This is a genomic window from Paenibacillus sp. FSL R7-0302 (genome assembly GCF_038006885.1).
Taxonomy (GTDB): Bacteria; Bacillota; Bacilli; order Paenibacillales; family Paenibacillaceae; genus Paenibacillus_AQ.
The window spans coordinates 5941327-5957408 of the sequence record NZ_JBBOWB010000001.1 but is presented as its reverse complement, the minus strand read 5'-3'; the positions used below and the strand labels follow the sequence as shown (position 1 = coordinate 5957408).

10 protein-coding genes, 3 rRNA genes and 2 riboswitches are annotated in these 16082 nt (G+C 51.6%); all 13 genes read left to right on the top strand.

Features of this window, described 5'->3' with window-relative positions:
• The first annotated feature begins 52 nt into the window (after positions 1–52).
• The 13 genes from MKY96_RS25655 (at position 53) to MKY96_RS25595 (ending at position 16018) form a co-directional block, all read left to right on the top strand.
• The gene (locus tag MKY96_RS25655) at positions 53–1030 is read left to right on the top strand and encodes a glycosyltransferase family 2 protein (RefSeq protein WP_340944389.1); all 978 of its coding nucleotides are present in this window, start codon (positions 53–55) and stop codon (positions 1028–1030) included.
• Complete coding sequence (locus MKY96_RS25650) at positions 1020–1424, top strand: GtrA family protein (RefSeq protein WP_340944388.1); 405 nt, start codon at positions 1020–1022, stop codon at positions 1422–1424. Before MKY96_RS25655 ends, MKY96_RS25650 begins: the two co-directional genes overlap by 11 nt.
• 71 nt (positions 1425–1495) lie before the next feature.
• Positions 1496–2149: a class D sortase gene (locus MKY96_RS25645; RefSeq protein ID WP_340944387.1), complete on the top strand. Its 654-nt coding sequence runs from the start codon at positions 1496–1498 to the stop codon at positions 2147–2149.
• A gap of 125 nt (positions 2150–2274) precedes the next feature.
• Positions 2275–2356, top strand: a riboswitch (cyclic di-GMP riboswitch).
• A 73-nt stretch (positions 2357–2429) separates the two neighbouring features.
• Positions 2430–2510, top strand: a riboswitch (cyclic di-GMP riboswitch).
• A 13-nt stretch (positions 2511–2523) separates the two neighbouring features.
• Entirely contained in the window at positions 2524–3333 is an 810-nt protein-coding gene (locus MKY96_RS25640) for a transglutaminase-like domain-containing protein (RefSeq protein WP_340944386.1), read from the top strand.
• A gap of 365 nt (positions 3334–3698) precedes the next feature.
• A 16S ribosomal RNA gene (locus MKY96_RS25635) occupies positions 3699–5259 on the top strand.
• Positions 5260–5506: 247 nt separating this feature from the next.
• Positions 5507–8551 (top strand): 23S ribosomal RNA (locus MKY96_RS25630).
• A 77-nt stretch (positions 8552–8628) separates the two neighbouring features.
• Positions 8629–8745, top strand: a 5S ribosomal RNA gene (gene rrf, locus MKY96_RS25625).
• The 16S, 23S and 5S rRNA genes sit together here, the layout of an rRNA operon.
• A gap of 229 nt (positions 8746–8974) precedes the next feature.
• The gene (locus MKY96_RS25620; RefSeq protein ID WP_340944385.1) at positions 8975–9721 is read left to right on the top strand and encodes an acyl-[acyl-carrier-protein] thioesterase; all 747 of its coding nucleotides are present in this window, start codon (positions 8975–8977) and stop codon (positions 9719–9721) included.
• A gap of 71 nt (positions 9722–9792) precedes the next feature.
• Positions 9793–10467 (top strand): RNA polymerase sigma factor, encoded by a 675-nt coding sequence (locus MKY96_RS25615; protein ID WP_340944384.1) that lies wholly within the window; start codon positions 9793–9795, stop codon positions 10465–10467.
• 7 nt (positions 10468–10474) lie between these two features.
• Complete coding sequence (locus MKY96_RS25610; protein WP_340944382.1) at positions 10475–11575, top strand: DUF4179 domain-containing protein; 1101 nt, start codon at positions 10475–10477, stop codon at positions 11573–11575.
• A gap of 239 nt (positions 11576–11814) precedes the next feature.
• A complete protein-coding gene (locus MKY96_RS25605) occupies positions 11815–12078 on the top strand; it encodes a hypothetical protein (protein ID WP_340944381.1) in 264 nt (87 codons plus the stop codon).
• Between the two features lie 305 nt (positions 12079–12383).
• A complete protein-coding gene (locus MKY96_RS25600; protein WP_340944379.1) occupies positions 12384–14522 on the top strand; it encodes a DNA topoisomerase III in 2139 nt (712 codons plus the stop codon).
• Between the two features lie 275 nt (positions 14523–14797).
• On the top strand, positions 14798–16018 hold the full coding sequence (locus MKY96_RS25595) for an MFS transporter (protein WP_340944377.1): 1221 nt from the start codon (positions 14798–14800) through the stop codon (positions 16016–16018).
• Positions 16019–16082: the final 64 nt, after the last annotated feature.

Sequence of the window (16082 nt, the reverse complement as noted above, 5' to 3'; positions counted from 1 at the left end):
ATGAAGCGCATCAAGGAAGCTGTGGCTTACAATAAATTTAGGAGGAACCCTTGTGAAGGCCAGATATAGTGTAATTGTGCCCATGTATAATGAGGAGGAAGTCATTCAGGTAACGTACGAGCGGCTCAAAAAAGTAATGGATGGTTGCGGCGATTCCTATGAGTTAGTATTCGTCAATGACGGCAGCCGGGACCGTACGGCTGAGATTATGCGCGGCATCAGCAATACGGATGAGCATGTCAAGCTGATTGACTTCTCCCGTAACTTCGGCCATCAGGTGGCGATTACGGCGGGTATGGATTATGCTGAAGGCCAGGCTGTTGTGGTCATTGACGCAGATCTCCAGGACCCGCCGGAGGTCATCCTGCAGATGATCGCCAAGTGGAAGGAAGGCTATGAGGTAGTCTATGCCAAGCGGCTGAAGCGCCACGGAGAGACCTTCTTCAAGAAGGTGACAGCCAAAATCTTTTACCGTCTGCTCAGCAGCATGACCAGTGTGGAGATTCCCACGGACACCGGGGACTTCCGGCTGATCGACCGTAAGGTCTGCGATGTGCTGCGCGGCCTGAAGGAGAAGAACCGTTATGTGCGGGGGCTGGTAAGCTGGGTCGGCTTCCGGCAGACCATGGTGGAATATGTGCGGGAGGAACGCTTCGCCGGGGAGACGAAATATCCGCTGAAGAAAATGATCCGCTTTGCGCTCGACGGAATCACCTCCTTCTCGCACAAGCCGCTCAAAATCGCCTCGTATATCGGATTCTTCCTGTCCTTCTCCAGCTTCATCTACCTGTTTCTGGTCTTATTCCAGAAAGTCTTCACCTCTTGGACTGTGCCGGGCTGGGCATCCATTGTCGGGGTGAACCTGCTGTTTAACGGCATTGTGCTGATGCTGCTGGGCGTCATCGGGGAATACATCGGACGGATCTATGATGAATCGAAGGACAGACCGCTCTATATCGTAAGCGAGACACGGGGCTATCCGGATGCCGAGACCGAAGACACGCGGAAGGAAAGCGACTATGCAAAATAAGGCCTGGAGCGCAGGCATGATCCAGTTTCTGAAATTCAATGCGGTGGGCCTGCTTAACACGTTCATTGATTTTGCGGTATTTACCCTGCTGCATTCCCTGGGGATGCTCAACACCCCTGCACAGATTATTTCCTACAGCGCCGGGACGGCCAACAGCTTTGTCTGGAATAAGAAGGTGACCTTCAAGGGCCGGGACAGAGGAGGCAATAGCGGCTTTGACCGGATGCAGCTGGTGAGATTTATTGTGCTGAATCTGCTGGTGCTGGGCATTTCGGTGCTGCTGATTCATCTGCTGACTGACCGGCTGGGAGTCCAGGTGCTGATGGCCAAGGTGCTGGTTACCTTTATTACAGTAATCATTAATTTCTTTGGAAGCCGGAAGTGGGTATTCTAAAGAGATAGAGCGTATATCTTCCCCGTATTCTGCGGAGGCAGCACTTATTCTATATTGCGGAGGCGATTGTCATGCGGAAGTTATCCTATTTGATTATACTTGCCGGGGTCCTGATTATGCTCTACCCCAAAGGAAGCGAATGGTACGAGGACCGTCAGCAGCAGAAGCTGCTGGAAGAGGCTGAACAGGCCTATAGTGAAATCGTTCCTTCGGCTACGGCTCCTGCCAGCCAGGATCTGAGCAAGCCTTATGCGGAAGTCACCCAGCTGCTGGCGGAAGAGTCTGGTGCGGAAGAGCCGGTGCCCACTACAGCGCCCGAGATTGAAGTGGGAGGCAAGATCACCGCTATTATTGAAATCGATAAAATCGATCTGAAGCTGCCTGTACTGGAGGGCGCCACCAAGACCAATATGAAGCATGCAGCGGCGCATATGAAGGAGACAGCTCCGATTGGCGCGGTAGGCAATGCAGCGATTGCTGCGCATCGGTCAAGAACGGCAGGGCGGCTGTTCAACAGATTGGATGAGGTTGGTAAAGGGGATACCATTACTGTTATTACAAGCGGACAGGAATACAAATATGTTGTATATGATGTATCTATTGTAGAGCCTACCGATATTTCGGTACTGAAGGGAAAGGATGATGATAAGATTTTGACCCTTATTACCTGTGATCCGCTAGTCAACCCTACCCACAGACTTATCATTCACGCGAAGCTGACCTGATTCTATCAGGACAAGGCGATAAAGGTCGAAAAAACATAAAATTTTAGTATATTTGTGGTGAAATCTAGCAATTGGGTCTTGCTAATAGATATAGATATGGTAAGATATAACTATGAAAGCTAATACACGATAAACGGCAAACCTATCGAAAGGTAGGGACGCAAAGCTACAGGGCCTTCCCGTCATGGATGGCAGCCAGTTACCGAATGAAGAGGCTTTTTTTGTTTGTTTTCATTCTGAATCTGTCATTATGTGGTAGTAGATTGGACAGATAAAGCTTATACGATAACGGCAAACCTATCGAAAGGTAGGGACGCAAAGCTAAAGGGCCTTCCCGTAAGAATGGCAGCCAGCTACCGAAAGGGGTTTTATCCATGAAGAAGTTTTATTTAATGCTGATTACACTTTTTGTGATCGTCACTTCCGTGCAGACAGGCACTGCTCAAGCAGCAAATGCAGATTCAAGCTGGTTAAATGTTGGACAACTTGATCAAGGGATTATCGGGGTTTCTTACGATGTTCCTAAGGACAAGAAGATGAAGCTCATGATTACCAAGGACAATAACAGCTATACTTACAACTTATACACTTCCAAACCGACCGAGACGTTCCCGCTGCAACAAGGTAATGGCTCTTACAAGGTCTCCGTTCTTGAGAATACTACCGGCAACAAATATAAAGTACTATCTTCCGAGACTGTATCTCTCTCCATGAGCAATGTGAATGCCGTATATTTGAGCTCTGTACAGAATGTGAAGTGGAGTTCTTCCGATAAATCCGTCCAAAAGGCAGCACAGCTTACAAAGGGTCTGACCACAGATGCAGACAAAGTTAAGGCTATCTACAATTACATCGTAGCTAACGTGAAATATGACTACTCTCTGGCCAACAGTGTAAGCACGGATTATATTCCGAACAACGACAACACACTGGCTACCAACAAAGGGATCTGCTACGATTACGCTTCCTTGTTCGCTACTATGCTCCGCAGTGAAGGAATTCCAACCAAGTTGGTTATGGGGAATACAAGCTATGTAACTTCATACCATGCCTGGAACGAAGTGTTCCTGAACGGCAAATGGGTGACGATTGATACTACAGTGGATGCAGGTCTGGGCAAGAAAACAGCAACAACAGAACTGGTCAAATCAGCAAGCAAATATACTGCAGCGAAATTCTACTAAGAATAGCTGTGAACTATAGCATTATCTGAGACTAACCCGCTTAATGATTAAGCGGGTTATTTTTATTTATATAAAGGTTGCTTTTTAATAGAAGGATAGGTTATTATAAATAAGCGTTGTTGGAGCGGCAAGGGAAATGAGAGATTACTTAAATAAGTGATTTCAAAAATAAAGCTTGCATTGCTCAGATGAACGTGATATATTATAAGAGTTGCTGGTGACGATAACATCGCCGCTGACAACGAGCTTGATCTTTGAAAACTGAACAACGAGTGAGTGGGAAATCACTTCGGTGAGATCCAAAATTAGAGAATGTAAATTCTCGTCAGATGTTTCAAAATGAGCAATCGCTCTTTCTAAATACCAATTTGGAGAGTTTGATCCTGGCTCAGGACGAACGCTGGCGGCGTGCCTAATACATGCAAGTCGAGCGGAGTTTGAGAGGAAGCTTGCTTCCTTTCAGACTTAGCGGCGGACGGGTGAGTAACACGTAGGCAACCTGCCCTCAAGCCTGGGATAACTACCGGAAACGGTAGCTAATACCGGATAATTTCTTTCTTCTCCTGAGGAGAGAATGAAAGGCGGAGCAATCTGCTGCTTGGGGATGGGCCTGCGGCGCATTAGCTAGTTGGTGGGGTAACGGCCCACCAAGGCGACGATGCGTAGCCGACCTGAGAGGGTGAACGGCCACACTGGGACTGAGACACGGCCCAGACTCCTACGGGAGGCAGCAGTAGGGAATCTTCCGCAATGGGCGCAAGCCTGACGGAGCAACGCCGCGTGAGTGATGAAGGTTTTCGGATCGTAAAGCTCTGTTGCCAGGGAAGAACGTCCGGTAGAGTAACTGCTACCGGAGTGACGGTACCTGAGAAGAAAGCCCCGGCTAACTACGTGCCAGCAGCCGCGGTAATACGTAGGGGGCAAGCGTTGTCCGGAATTATTGGGCGTAAAGCGCGCGCAGGCGGTTATTTAAGTCTGGTGTTTAAACCTTGGGCTCAACCTGAGGTCGCACTGGAAACTGGGTGACTTGAGTACAGAAGAGGAAAGTGGAATTCCACGTGTAGCGGTGAAATGCGTAGATATGTGGAGGAACACCAGTGGCGAAGGCGACTTTCTGGGCTGTAACTGACGCTGAGGCGCGAAAGCGTGGGGAGCAAACAGGATTAGATACCCTGGTAGTCCACGCCGTAAACGATGAGTGCTAGGTGTTAGGGGTTTCGATACCCTTGGTGCCGAAGTTAACACAGTAAGCACTCCGCCTGGGGAGTACGGTCGCAAGACTGAAACTCAAAGGAATTGACGGGGACCCGCACAAGCAGTGGAGTATGTGGTTTAATTCGAAGCAACGCGAAGAACCTTACCAGGTCTTGACATCCAACTAACGAAGCAGAGATGCATCAGGTGCCCTTCGGGGAAAGTTGAGACAGGTGGTGCATGGTTGTCGTCAGCTCGTGTCGTGAGATGTTGGGTTAAGTCCCGCAACGAGCGCAACCCTTGACTTTAGTTGCCAGCAGGTGAAGCTGGGCACTCTAGAGTGACTGCCGGTGACAAACCGGAGGAAGGTGGGGATGACGTCAAATCATCATGCCCCTTATGACCTGGGCTACACACGTACTACAATGGCCGGTACAACGGGAAGCGAAGCCGCGAGGTGGAGCCAATCCCAGCAAAGCCGGTCTCAGTTCGGATTGCAGGCTGCAACTCGCCTGCATGAAGTCGGAATTGCTAGTAATCGCGGATCAGCATGCCGCGGTGAATACGTTCCCGGGTCTTGTACACACCGCCCGTCACACCACGAGAGTTTACAACACCCGAAGTCGGTGGGGTAACCCGCAAGGGAGCCAGCCGCCGAAGGTGGGGTAGATGATTGGGGTGAAGTCGTAACAAGGTAGCCGTATCGGAAGGTGCGGCTGGATCACCTCCTTTCTATGGAGAATCGTCTTCTGCAACGAAGACATTCAAATCGGAAGTATTACTTCCACAACTCAGGTTTAGGCCTGTTACTCACTCGTTGGTCAGTTTTGAGAGTTTAAGCTCTCATCTTTACCTTGATCCTTGAAAACTGGATACCGAAACGAATTTGCGTTTTAGAACATTCCTTTAAGCTGAACTTGTGCAAACAAGTTTTGAATTAATGGCGATGCTAAGCGGTTTTCCTAACGGAAAACACATTGGTTAAGCTACTAAGAGCACACGGAGGATGCCTAGGCGCCAGGAGCCGACGAAGGACGTGGCGAACAACGAAACTGCCTCGGGGAGCTGTAAGCAAGCTTTGATCCGGGGGTGTCCGAATGGGGAAACCCAGCTGTGGTAATTCGCAGTTACTCGTATCTGAATACATAGGATACGCAGAGGCAGACCAGGGGAACTGAAACATCTAAGTACCCTGAGGAAGAGAAAACAATAGTGATTCCGTCAGTAGCGGCGAGCGAACGCGGAACAGCCTAAACCAAGAGGCTTGCCTCTTGGGGTTGTGGGACGTCTCACATGGAGTTACAAAGGAATAGAGTAGGTGAAGAGGTCTGGAAAGGCCCGCGATAGAGGTAAAAGCCCTGTAGCCCAAACTGTGTTCTCTCCGAGACGGATCCCGAGTAGTGCGGGGCACGTGAAACCCCGTATGAATCCAGCAGGACCATCTGCTAAGGCTAAATACTACCTGGCGACCGATAGTGAAACAGTACCGTGAGGGAAAGGTGAAAAGCACCCCGGAAGGGGAGTGAAATAGAACCTGAAACCGTGTGCTTACAAAAAGTCAGAGCCCTCTTTATGGGTGATGGCGTGCCTTTTGTAGAATGAACCGGCGAGTTACGTTTAACATGCAAGGTTAAGGTGAGAAGCCGGAGCCGCAGCGAAAGCGAGTCTGAATAGGGCGACTGAGTATGTGGACGTAGACCCGAAACCGTGTGATCTACCCCTGTCCAGGGTGAAGGTGCGGTAACACGCACTGGAGGCCCGAACCCACGCATGTTGAAAAATGCGGGGATGAGGTGGGGGTAGCGGAGAAATTCCAATCGAACTCGGAGATAGCTGGTTCTCCCCGAAATAGCTTTAGGGCTAGCCTCGGTGAATGGAGTGGTGGAGGTAGAGCACTGATTGGGTGCGGGGCCCGCAAGGGTTACCAAGCTCAGTCAAACTCCGAATGCCATTTACTTCTTGCCGGGAGTCAGACAGTGAGTGCTAAGATCCATTGTCAAAAGGGAAACAGCCCAGACCATCAGCTAAGGTCCCCAAGTGTGTGTTAAGTGGGAAAGGATGTGGAGTTGCACAGACAACCAGGATGTTGGCTTAGAAGCAGCCACCATTGAAAGAGTGCGTAATAGCTCACTGGTCGAGTGACTCTGCGCCGAAAATGTAACGGGGCTAAACACACCACCGAAGCTATGGCTAGGATCGACTTCACTGCGCCTTTGAGGCGTGTTTATCCAGAATCATGAATGCCAATAAATCATCTGAAAGGATGGTTGGCTAAATGACTCCAGGGGATAGACACGAACTTCGAAGCTGGAGTGAAGTCGATCCTGGGGTAGGGGAGCGTTGTATGTAGGTTGAAGGTGTACCGTAAGGAGCGCTGGACAGCATACAAGTGAGAATGCCGGTATGAGTAACGAAAAGATCAGTGAGAATCTGATCCGCCGAAAGCCCAAGGTTTCCTGAGGAAGGCTCGTCCGCTCAGGGTAAGTCGGGACCTAAGGCGAGGCCGACAGGCGTAGTCGAAGGACAACAGTTTGAAATTACTGTACCACCGTAATCCGCTATGAGCGATGGGGTGACGCAGGAGGGTAGTGACGCGGACTGATGGATGTCCGTCTAAGCAGTGAGGCTGGTGTGTAGGCAAATCCGCACATCGTAAGGCTGGGCTGTGATGGGGAGCGAAAATTATAGTAGCGAAGGTCATGATCTCACACTGCCAAGAAAAGCCTCTAGTCAGGAGAAGGTGCCCGTACCGCAAACCGACACAGGTAGGCGAGAAGAGAATTCTAAGGCGCGCGGAAGAACTCTCGTTAAGGAACTCGGCAAAATGACCCCGTAACTTCGGGAGAAGGGGTGCCTCGGTAGGGTGAATAGCCCGAGGGGGCCGCAGTGAAAAGGCCCAAGCGACTGTTTAGCAAAAACACAGGTCTGTGCGAAGCCGCAAGGCGAAGTATACGGGCTGACGCCTGCCCGGTGCTGGAAGGTTAAGGGGAGCGGTTAGGGGTAACCCGAAGCTGTGAACCGAAGCCCCAGTAAACGGCGGCCGTAACTATAACGGTCCTAAGGTAGCGAAATTCCTTGTCAGGTAAATTCTGACCCGCACGAATGGCGTAACGACTTGGGCGCTGTCTCAACGAGAGATCCGGTGAAATTTTAATACCTGTGAAGATGCAGGTTACCCGCGACAAGACGGAAAGACCCCATGGAGCTTTACTGCAGCTTGATATTGAATTTGGGTACGATCTGTACAGGATAGGTGGGAGCCGGTGAGGCAGGAGCGCAAGCTTCTGCGGAGGCGCCGTTGGGATACCACCCTGATCGTATCTAGGTTCTAACCTAGTGCCCTTAGCGGGTACGGGGACCGTGTCAGGCGGGCAGTTTGACTGGGGCGGTCGCCTCCTAAAGAGTAACGGAGGCGTTCAAAGGTTCCCTCAGAATGGTTGGAAATCATTCGCAGAGTGCAAAGGCATAAGGGAGCTTGACTGCGAGACCTACAAGTCGAGCAGGGACGAAAGTCGGACTTAGTGATCCGGTGGTACCGCATGGAAGGGCCATCGCTCAACGGATAAAAGCTACCCTGGGGATAACAGGCTTATCTCCCCCAAGAGTCCACATCGACGGGGAGGTTTGGCACCTCGATGTCGGCTCATCGCATCCTGGGGCTGAAGTAGGTCCCAAGGGTTGGGCTGTTCGCCCATTAAAGCGGTACGCGAGCTGGGTTCAGAACGTCGTGAGACAGTTCGGTCCCTATCTGTCGTGGGCGCAGGAAATTTGAGAGGAGCTGTCCTTAGTACGAGAGGACCGGGATGGACGTACCGCTGGTGCATCAGTTGTTCCGCCAGGAGCATGGCTGAGTAGCTACGTACGGACGGGATAAGCGCTGAAAGCATCTAAGCGTGAAGCCCCCCTCAAGATGAGATTTCCCAGTATGTAAGACCCCTTGAAGACGACGAGGTAGATAGGTTGGAGGTGGAAGTGCAGTAATGCATGGAGCTGACCAATACTAATCGGTCGAGGGCTTATCCAAATTTCTAACACGCAGATTCGTTTCGGATTCAGTTTTCAGGAATCAAATTCCTGAAGCATTTACGCTGTAAATGCCCGTTTGGTGGCGATAGCGGAGGGGTTCCACACGTACCCATCCCGAACACGACCGTTAAGCCCTCCAGCGCCGATGGTACTTGGACCGAAGGGTCCTGGGAGAGTAGGACGTTGCCAAGCACACAAGACCACTGTTGATTCTCAGACAGTGGTCTTTTTGTATTTTCGGGGAAGCCTTGTGGGCAGCTTGTGAGTAGACTTCAGGTCTTCTTACAAGTGACGTATAGTTATACACATGTGGATAGATTTAGTTTTTTTGATACTTCTCCCCAAATGATGTGGATATCCGTTAGAATAATGTGGATAGGTACCGAGAATTGGGGATAGACAGGTGAAGGAGCTAAAAGTTATGGACAAGCATAGCAGCTTTTTGTGGACAGAGCAGTTCAGGGTTCAGGCAAGTGACACGGATTACCGGTCAAGGGGCAAGCTCTCCTTCCTGCTGGATATTATGCAGCGTGCTGCGGATTCGGCTGTAAGCAGTCTGGGGCTAAGTATGGAGAGTATGCTCAAGGCGGGAATGGGCTGGATGGTCATCACCCTGGATCTGAATCTGCAGCGTCTACCGTCGCCGGGTGAGCTTCTTGATGTGCATACCTGGAGTAAAGGAAACAAAGGACCGCTCTGGCAGCGGGATTACCGGATCTATGACGCCCAAGGTGTAGAGCTTGCTTCAGCGCGCTCGATCTGGGCCCTTGTGGATATTGGGAAACGGAAAATTCTGCGTCCGTCGGCTTTGCCTATTGTTGTCGAGCCGTATGTAGAGGATTCCGTAGGGAGTCTGCCGGATAAAGTAATTATTCCATCCGAACTCCCCTTGCAGAAGGCTTACCGTTATCAGGTCAGATATAGCGGGCTGGATAACAACAAACATCTTAACAATGCCCGATATGCAGATTTATGCTGTGATGCACTGGCACTGGAGGAGTGGGAGGAGTTAGAGCTTATGGGACTTCATATTACCTATACCCAGGAAGCCAAGTATGCTGAGGAGATCAGTGTTATGCGTTCTTCTCTAACTGAAGAAGGTGTATATGTGCGAGGGCAAGGCGGGGAACGGGTATTTTTTGAGGCTTGCCTGAAGCTTAGAAGATAGATTGATGTCTGAGAGAGAGACTTACATAGCGTTAAATCCAGACAGTGCTCGAATTTCAGGGGAACTGTCTTTTGTCATATTTGCTACTTCCTTATATGTCACAAATACACAATTGGCATTCGTTATACAGGTGTAAAAGGAAAGTGGAGGTGATTCCTTTGGAGCAAGGCAACCCCGGGGGCCCAATGAATCCAAATAAGATTGAAGAAGCCATTCATCAGGTACATGCAGGAGACAGGGAAGCGTTCTCAACAATAATTAAGGAGTATGAAAAAAAGATTTACACGTATTGCTACTATCTCCTAAGGAGCCGTGAAGAAGCAGAGGATGCTGTGCAGGATATATTCGTTAAGGTGTATCAGCAGCTTGGGCGTTATGAACGGCGGGTTTCTTTTTCGGCCTGGCTATATAAGGTGGCTTATCATCATTGCCTGGACCAGCTTCGCAAGCGTAAGCGTTGCAGCCGGTTGCTGTCCCTTTATAAGCTGCAACTGATGACGAATCAACAAGCGTTGCCGGAGGAGTCACCGGTAGACCGGATTTTTGAAAATCTCACTTCGGAAGAGCGGGGGCTATTAATCCTTCGTGTCATTGAACAATACAGCTTCGAAGAGATCTCAATGATTACCGGAAGCAGTTCGGCGGCGCTGCGCAAAAAATATGAACGGCTCCGTAAAAAACTGATTCAGCAAAAAGCGGATGAAAGGGGAGGGTGTGCTCATGGAGAAGTGGCAGAATCAAACTGAGAAGCAAATGCTGGAACGTATTCGCAGCAGCGTTGGAAGAGTAGAGCTTCCTGTAGATAGCTATAATGAGCAGATTATGAACCGGATCGAACATTTGGAGACCAGAGGAGGAAGCAAATTGCTTAAAAAGACATTAGCAGCCGCAAGTATAGCCGTAATGATCGGGTTAGGTACAGTAGCAGCAGGTTTCATCTCCCCGGTATGGGCCGATACATTGAGTCAATTGCCCGTGTTCAGCAGTATATTCAAGCACACGGAGAACCCGGGTTTGAAATTGGCGGCGGAACAGGGGCTGACTACTTCTCCTAATATGAGCGTTACCAAGGATGGAGTGACGTTAAGTGTTACGGAGGTATTTTATGATGGAATTCAGCTGGCCATTGGTTTTGAAAGAACTGGAGTAACGGATGAGCGGATGCTGGCGGAGATTACAAATTATAAAACTCATGAATTCGATCAGTCGACAAAAGGGCTGCTGGGTCTGCCGGTGGTTACTCTGGCGTCAGGAGAGCCTATCGGCTTCGGTTCTTCTATCACAGGTGATGTAAAAGGACAACCGAACACCCTCTTATTGGAGCTTAGAGAACTGCACAATGCTTCGGCTCTCGGAGACGAATTCAAGGTGAATATCCGCGTACCGGTTGCCCAGATCGCCGAGCCGTTTGAGTTCGAGGTAACAGCGAAGAAGCTTGCGGAGGGAATCATCAACCTTACCCCGGGCCAGGGGGCGAGCAAAGACTCTTTCCATTATAAAGTAAAGAGTCTGGACATCACGCCTGCTGCCATGAGGATGATCATCACCAGTGAAGGGGAAGTGCCTGCATCACCGGAGCAGACTGGGGAATATGGCCCAACTGCGGTATTCTATGAGCTTGTGGATGATGCGGGTAATGTTGCTGCTTCCAAGCAAGGGTATGCCTTGATGAAGGCTGTTCAGCATCCTATTGTAGATAGCCTATACAATACCTTCCCGCAAACCCCTAAGACGATTACGGTCAGACCGTATACAATGACTTTGGATAATGATCTGAAGCTCTTGTTGGATGCTAATGGGAAACCGGTGAAAACTTATCATAAGGATCTTGAGAGCACTATAGTGATTCCATGAACCCGCGAACCGTGAAAACGGGAATGGGTAAGATAGGCTGAGTCTGGCCCGTGTCTGCTGTGCAGATGCGGGCTTTTTTGGTTTTTATGTTTTGGGGTCCCCGCAAAGTACCTAAGTCATCATCGAAGCTAAAGCCCCGCTTTGTGGGGTTGTTTTGCTGATTAGGAAATTATGATTTACATCCGATGCGGATAAGTTGTGCATAAAGTTGGGGGGAAGTGTCTTGGAGCATCGGCAGGATGAAAATATTCTGGATCAGTAATTGGAATGACTTCGCTGATTTCACCGAACAGCCGGATAAGGTCGAAAAACCGACTACATTCGGTGCGGCAGAGGCGTGTGAGCCGGATATGGTCGAAAAACCGACTACATTCGGTGCGGCAGAGGCGTGTAGGCCGGATATGGTCGAAAAACCGACTACATTCGGTGCGGCAGAGGTGTGTGGGCCGAATGTGATCGAAAAACCGATCACAATGGGGATGCCGCAGGCATTTTGTTCCTGATTAGAGCAGCGTTAACGGGATGTAGATTTCACTTATGGAGTCCGGATGATGGGGTCCCAGATAGTCTTGGCCGTAGTATTCAAATTCATAAGGGAGGTTCAGGCGGTAATCGGTTCCGGGCAGAAAAACGCCATACTCCTACTGGTATAATATTATACAATTCTGAGGCGGGCATTGGCTGTGACTCCTTTCGGCTGGGGGATGATTCTAGTTTATCGGAAGGAAAGGGAATTCGGCCTGATGATAATTGCGGACTTGTATGTCATGTTATAATAGGTTGTTGATGACAGGGAGGGGTTTGGACGATGAAGGTATTAGTATTGGCAGAGAAGCCGTCGGTGGCCCGTGAGATTGCGCGGGTGCTGGGCTGTGGGAATAAACAGAAAAGTTATATGGAAGGTCCGAAATATGTGGTGACCTGGGCCCTTGGGCATCTGGTTGGCCTGGCTGAGCCTGAGGACTATAACAATAAATATGCAACCTGGGCGCTGGAGGATCTGCCGATTCTTCCAGAGAAGGCCAAGCTGAAGGTGCTGCGCGAGACCAGCCAGCAGTATAAGGCTGTGCAGCAGCTGATGAAACGGCAGGATATCGGGGAGCTGATCGTAGCAACGGACGCGGCGCGTGAGGGTGAGCTGCTGGCCCGCTGGATTATGAATATGGCAGGCTGGAAAAAGCCGTTCCAGCGGCTGTGGATCTCTTCGCAGACAGATAAGGCGATTAAGGAAGGATTCGCTTCGCTAAGGCCTGGACGGGATTTCGACCGGCTGTATGAATCTGCCCGCTGCCGTGCTGAGGCGGATTGGATGATCGGGCTGAATGTGACCCGGGCCTTAACCTGCAAGTTCGGCGCGCCGCTCTCTGCGGGGCGTGTGCAGACACCTACCCTGGGAATGATTATGGACCGGGAGAATGAGATTACCGGCTTCCGTTCCCAGGAATATGATCTGCTGACTGGTGATTTCGGGAATTTCCAGGCGGGATGGCGCGCGCAGGGCGGGGATGGACGGATTTTTGATAGAGAGAAGACAGGAGTTCTTAAAGATAAGCTTACAGGCCGCAGCGGAAGGATTACCAAGGTCCTGAAGAGTGAGAAAAGCGAGCCTCATCCGCTGGCTTACGATCTGACTGAGCTGCAGCGGGATGCCAACCGCAAATTCGGCTTCTCGGCCAAGCAGACCTCAAGTGTGCTCCAGAAGCTGTATGAACAGCATAAGCTGGTCACTTATCCGCGTACAGACAGCCGTTATCTGACCGCTGATATGACGGGCACGCTAAAAGAAAGACTCGACAGCGTGGCTGTAGGTCCGTATGCAGCTCTCGCCAGACCGCTGCTGCGGAAGCCGCTGCCAATCACAAAGCGGATTGTCGATGACAGCAAGGTCAGCGATCACCACGCGATTATTCCGACAGAGCAGACGGTGCTGCTCAATCTGCTGAGTACGGAAGAGCGGAAGCTCTACGATCTGATCGTACGGCGGTTCATTAGCCTGTTCTATCCTCCGGCCCGTTATGACGCCGTAGCTGTGACGGTAACCGTTGATGGTGAAAGCTTCTATGTGAAGGGAACTACCGTCAAGGATGCAGGCTGGCGTGAGGTATACGGCGGAGATATGAGCCAGGATGACGAAGAGGAGAATATGGGGGATGAACCCGCAGCAGGCAGTGTGAAGCTGCCGGAGCTGCGGGAAGGCGATAGCGTGAAGCTTGCGCGCTGCATCATCAAGCCGGGACGGACACAGCCGCCGAAGCGTTATAATGAAGCGACGCTGCTGACGCAGATGGAGAAGCATGGGCTGGGGACACCGGCCACCCGTGCGGATATCATTGAGAAGCTGGTCAGCTCGGATACGATTGAACGGCAGGGCAATCTGCTGCATCCGACCGGCAAGGGCAAGCAATTGATTGAACTGGTCTCGGGACAGCTGCGTACACCGGAGCTGACGGCACGCTGGGAAGCAGAGCTGGAGAGAATTGCGCGCGGGCAGGGGCGCCCGGAGCCGTTCCTGCAGGGTATCCGGAGTATGGCCCAGGAGCTGGTGTCCGGGGTGAAGAACAGCGGAGCGGAATACAAGCCGCATAATGTCTCTAACAGCCATTGTCCGGAGTGTGGAACAAGGATGTTAGAGAAGAAGACCAAACGCGGCAAGCTGCTGGTCTGTCCGAAGGAGGACTGCGGCTACACGCGGGCGGGCGAGAAGCAGTTGTCGAACCGCCGCTGCCCGCAGTGCCATAAGAAGATGGAGATGAAGGAGGGCAAGGCCGGGAAGTATGTGCAGTGCCTCGGCTGCGGAATTACAGAGACGATGGATAAGGATCACAAGCATATCAACAAACGCGAGCAGCAGAAGCTGGTTCAGCAGTACAGCAAGACGGAAAGTGCCGGTAACAATCTTGGCGACCTGTTGAAGGCGGCGATGGAAGCGAAGCAGAAGGGCAAGTAGTCCAAGCAGCTGGAAGGCCATACAACCGGGCAAGCTAACCTGATGTGGGATAGAGCTGTTAGGTGGATGCGCTCATGAGTGAAAGACTAGGTGACAAAGAAAGGCCCCTAATAAGACTGCCGGGATATACCGGTGGTCTTGTTGCGGCTTAAGGGCTATTCAAGGGACGGCAGATATGCTTTACTGTAGAAGATTGATACGGGGTCAGGCGTTAGGGCTCCGGTAAATAGAGTGGGGCGGGTGGAGAAGTGGCGGCGGCTGAAGGTTTAGCGGGTGTGGAGAAAGCGGCAGAGGCTCCGGGTACGAAGGGGAGCAGCCGGTTGTATTTTCTGGTGATCGTCTTTATGTTCTGGTTCTCTTCTTATATCTATGTTCCGGTGCTCTCGCCGTATGTGGAGCATCTGGGCGCTTCTTATGTCATGGTGGGAGCGGTGCTGGGGATATACGGCCTGATGCAGATTCTGTTCCGGCTGCCGATAGGGATGGGTTCAGATGTACTTAACCGGCGGCGGCCGTTCATTTATCTGGGACTGATTGCAAGCGGAGCGAGCTGTCTGCTGTTCCTGGCAGGGGTACATCCGGGTTGGGCGCTGGCGGCGCGGGCGGTCTCGGGGATAGCAGCATCGGCGTGGGTCGTGTACTCGGTGATGTTCGCAGGGTATTTTCCGAAAGAAGAGGCGGGCAGGGCTATGGGGATGCTCCAGTTCACCACGGTGATTGCCCAGTTGACCAGCATGATGATCAGCGGCTATATCGTAGACCACTTCGGCTGGAATACCCCGTTCATCATCGGAGGGGTTGTGGCGGTGGCCGCGATGCTGCTGGTCGTCCGTCTTCCGGAGCAACAGCTGGAGAAGCGCGCAGCGATTAAGCTCAAGGATCTGGCCGGTGTCGTGAAGGAGCCGCTGCTGGTAAAAGTATCGCTGTTATCAGTGCTGGCCCATTGTGTGCTGTTCATTACAATGTTCGGCTACACGCCGAATCAGGCGCTCTATATTGGCGCGAGCAAGGGGAGTCTCGGCTGGCTGACGCTGGCTTTTATGCTGCCTCATGCGGTAGCGACCCTCTATGGAGCGCGGCTGTTCGGCCGGTGGCTGGGCGACCGGGGGACGCTGATGCTGGGTTTTGCCGGAAGTGCGGTCTTCACGCTGCTCATTCCTTCGATGCCCACGCTTGCGGCGTTATGCATAACACAGATCGGGAACGGCTTCATGCAGGGCCTGATCTTCCCGCTCCTGCTGGGTAAATCGGTCTCCGGGGTAGCTCCGTTCAAGCGGGCGACGGCGATGGGCTTCTATCAGGCGGTGTATGCGATCGGTATGTCCGGCGGACCTTTTGTGGCGGGATGGATGAGTGCGGCGTATGGCCTGCGCGGAGGCTTCTGGCTGGGCGCCATTGCAGCGGTGCTTGCGGCGGTGCTGTCCTGGTTCTGGATCAGGGAAGCCGGAGCCGCAGGCGGGCGGAGCAAGAAAGAGCGGCGGTTGCAGGGCCGGTGATGTGAGGTTATTGGTTTTTTGCCGGAAAGGGTAATATAATAGAGAGCAGAGTAGGATGCTAGGA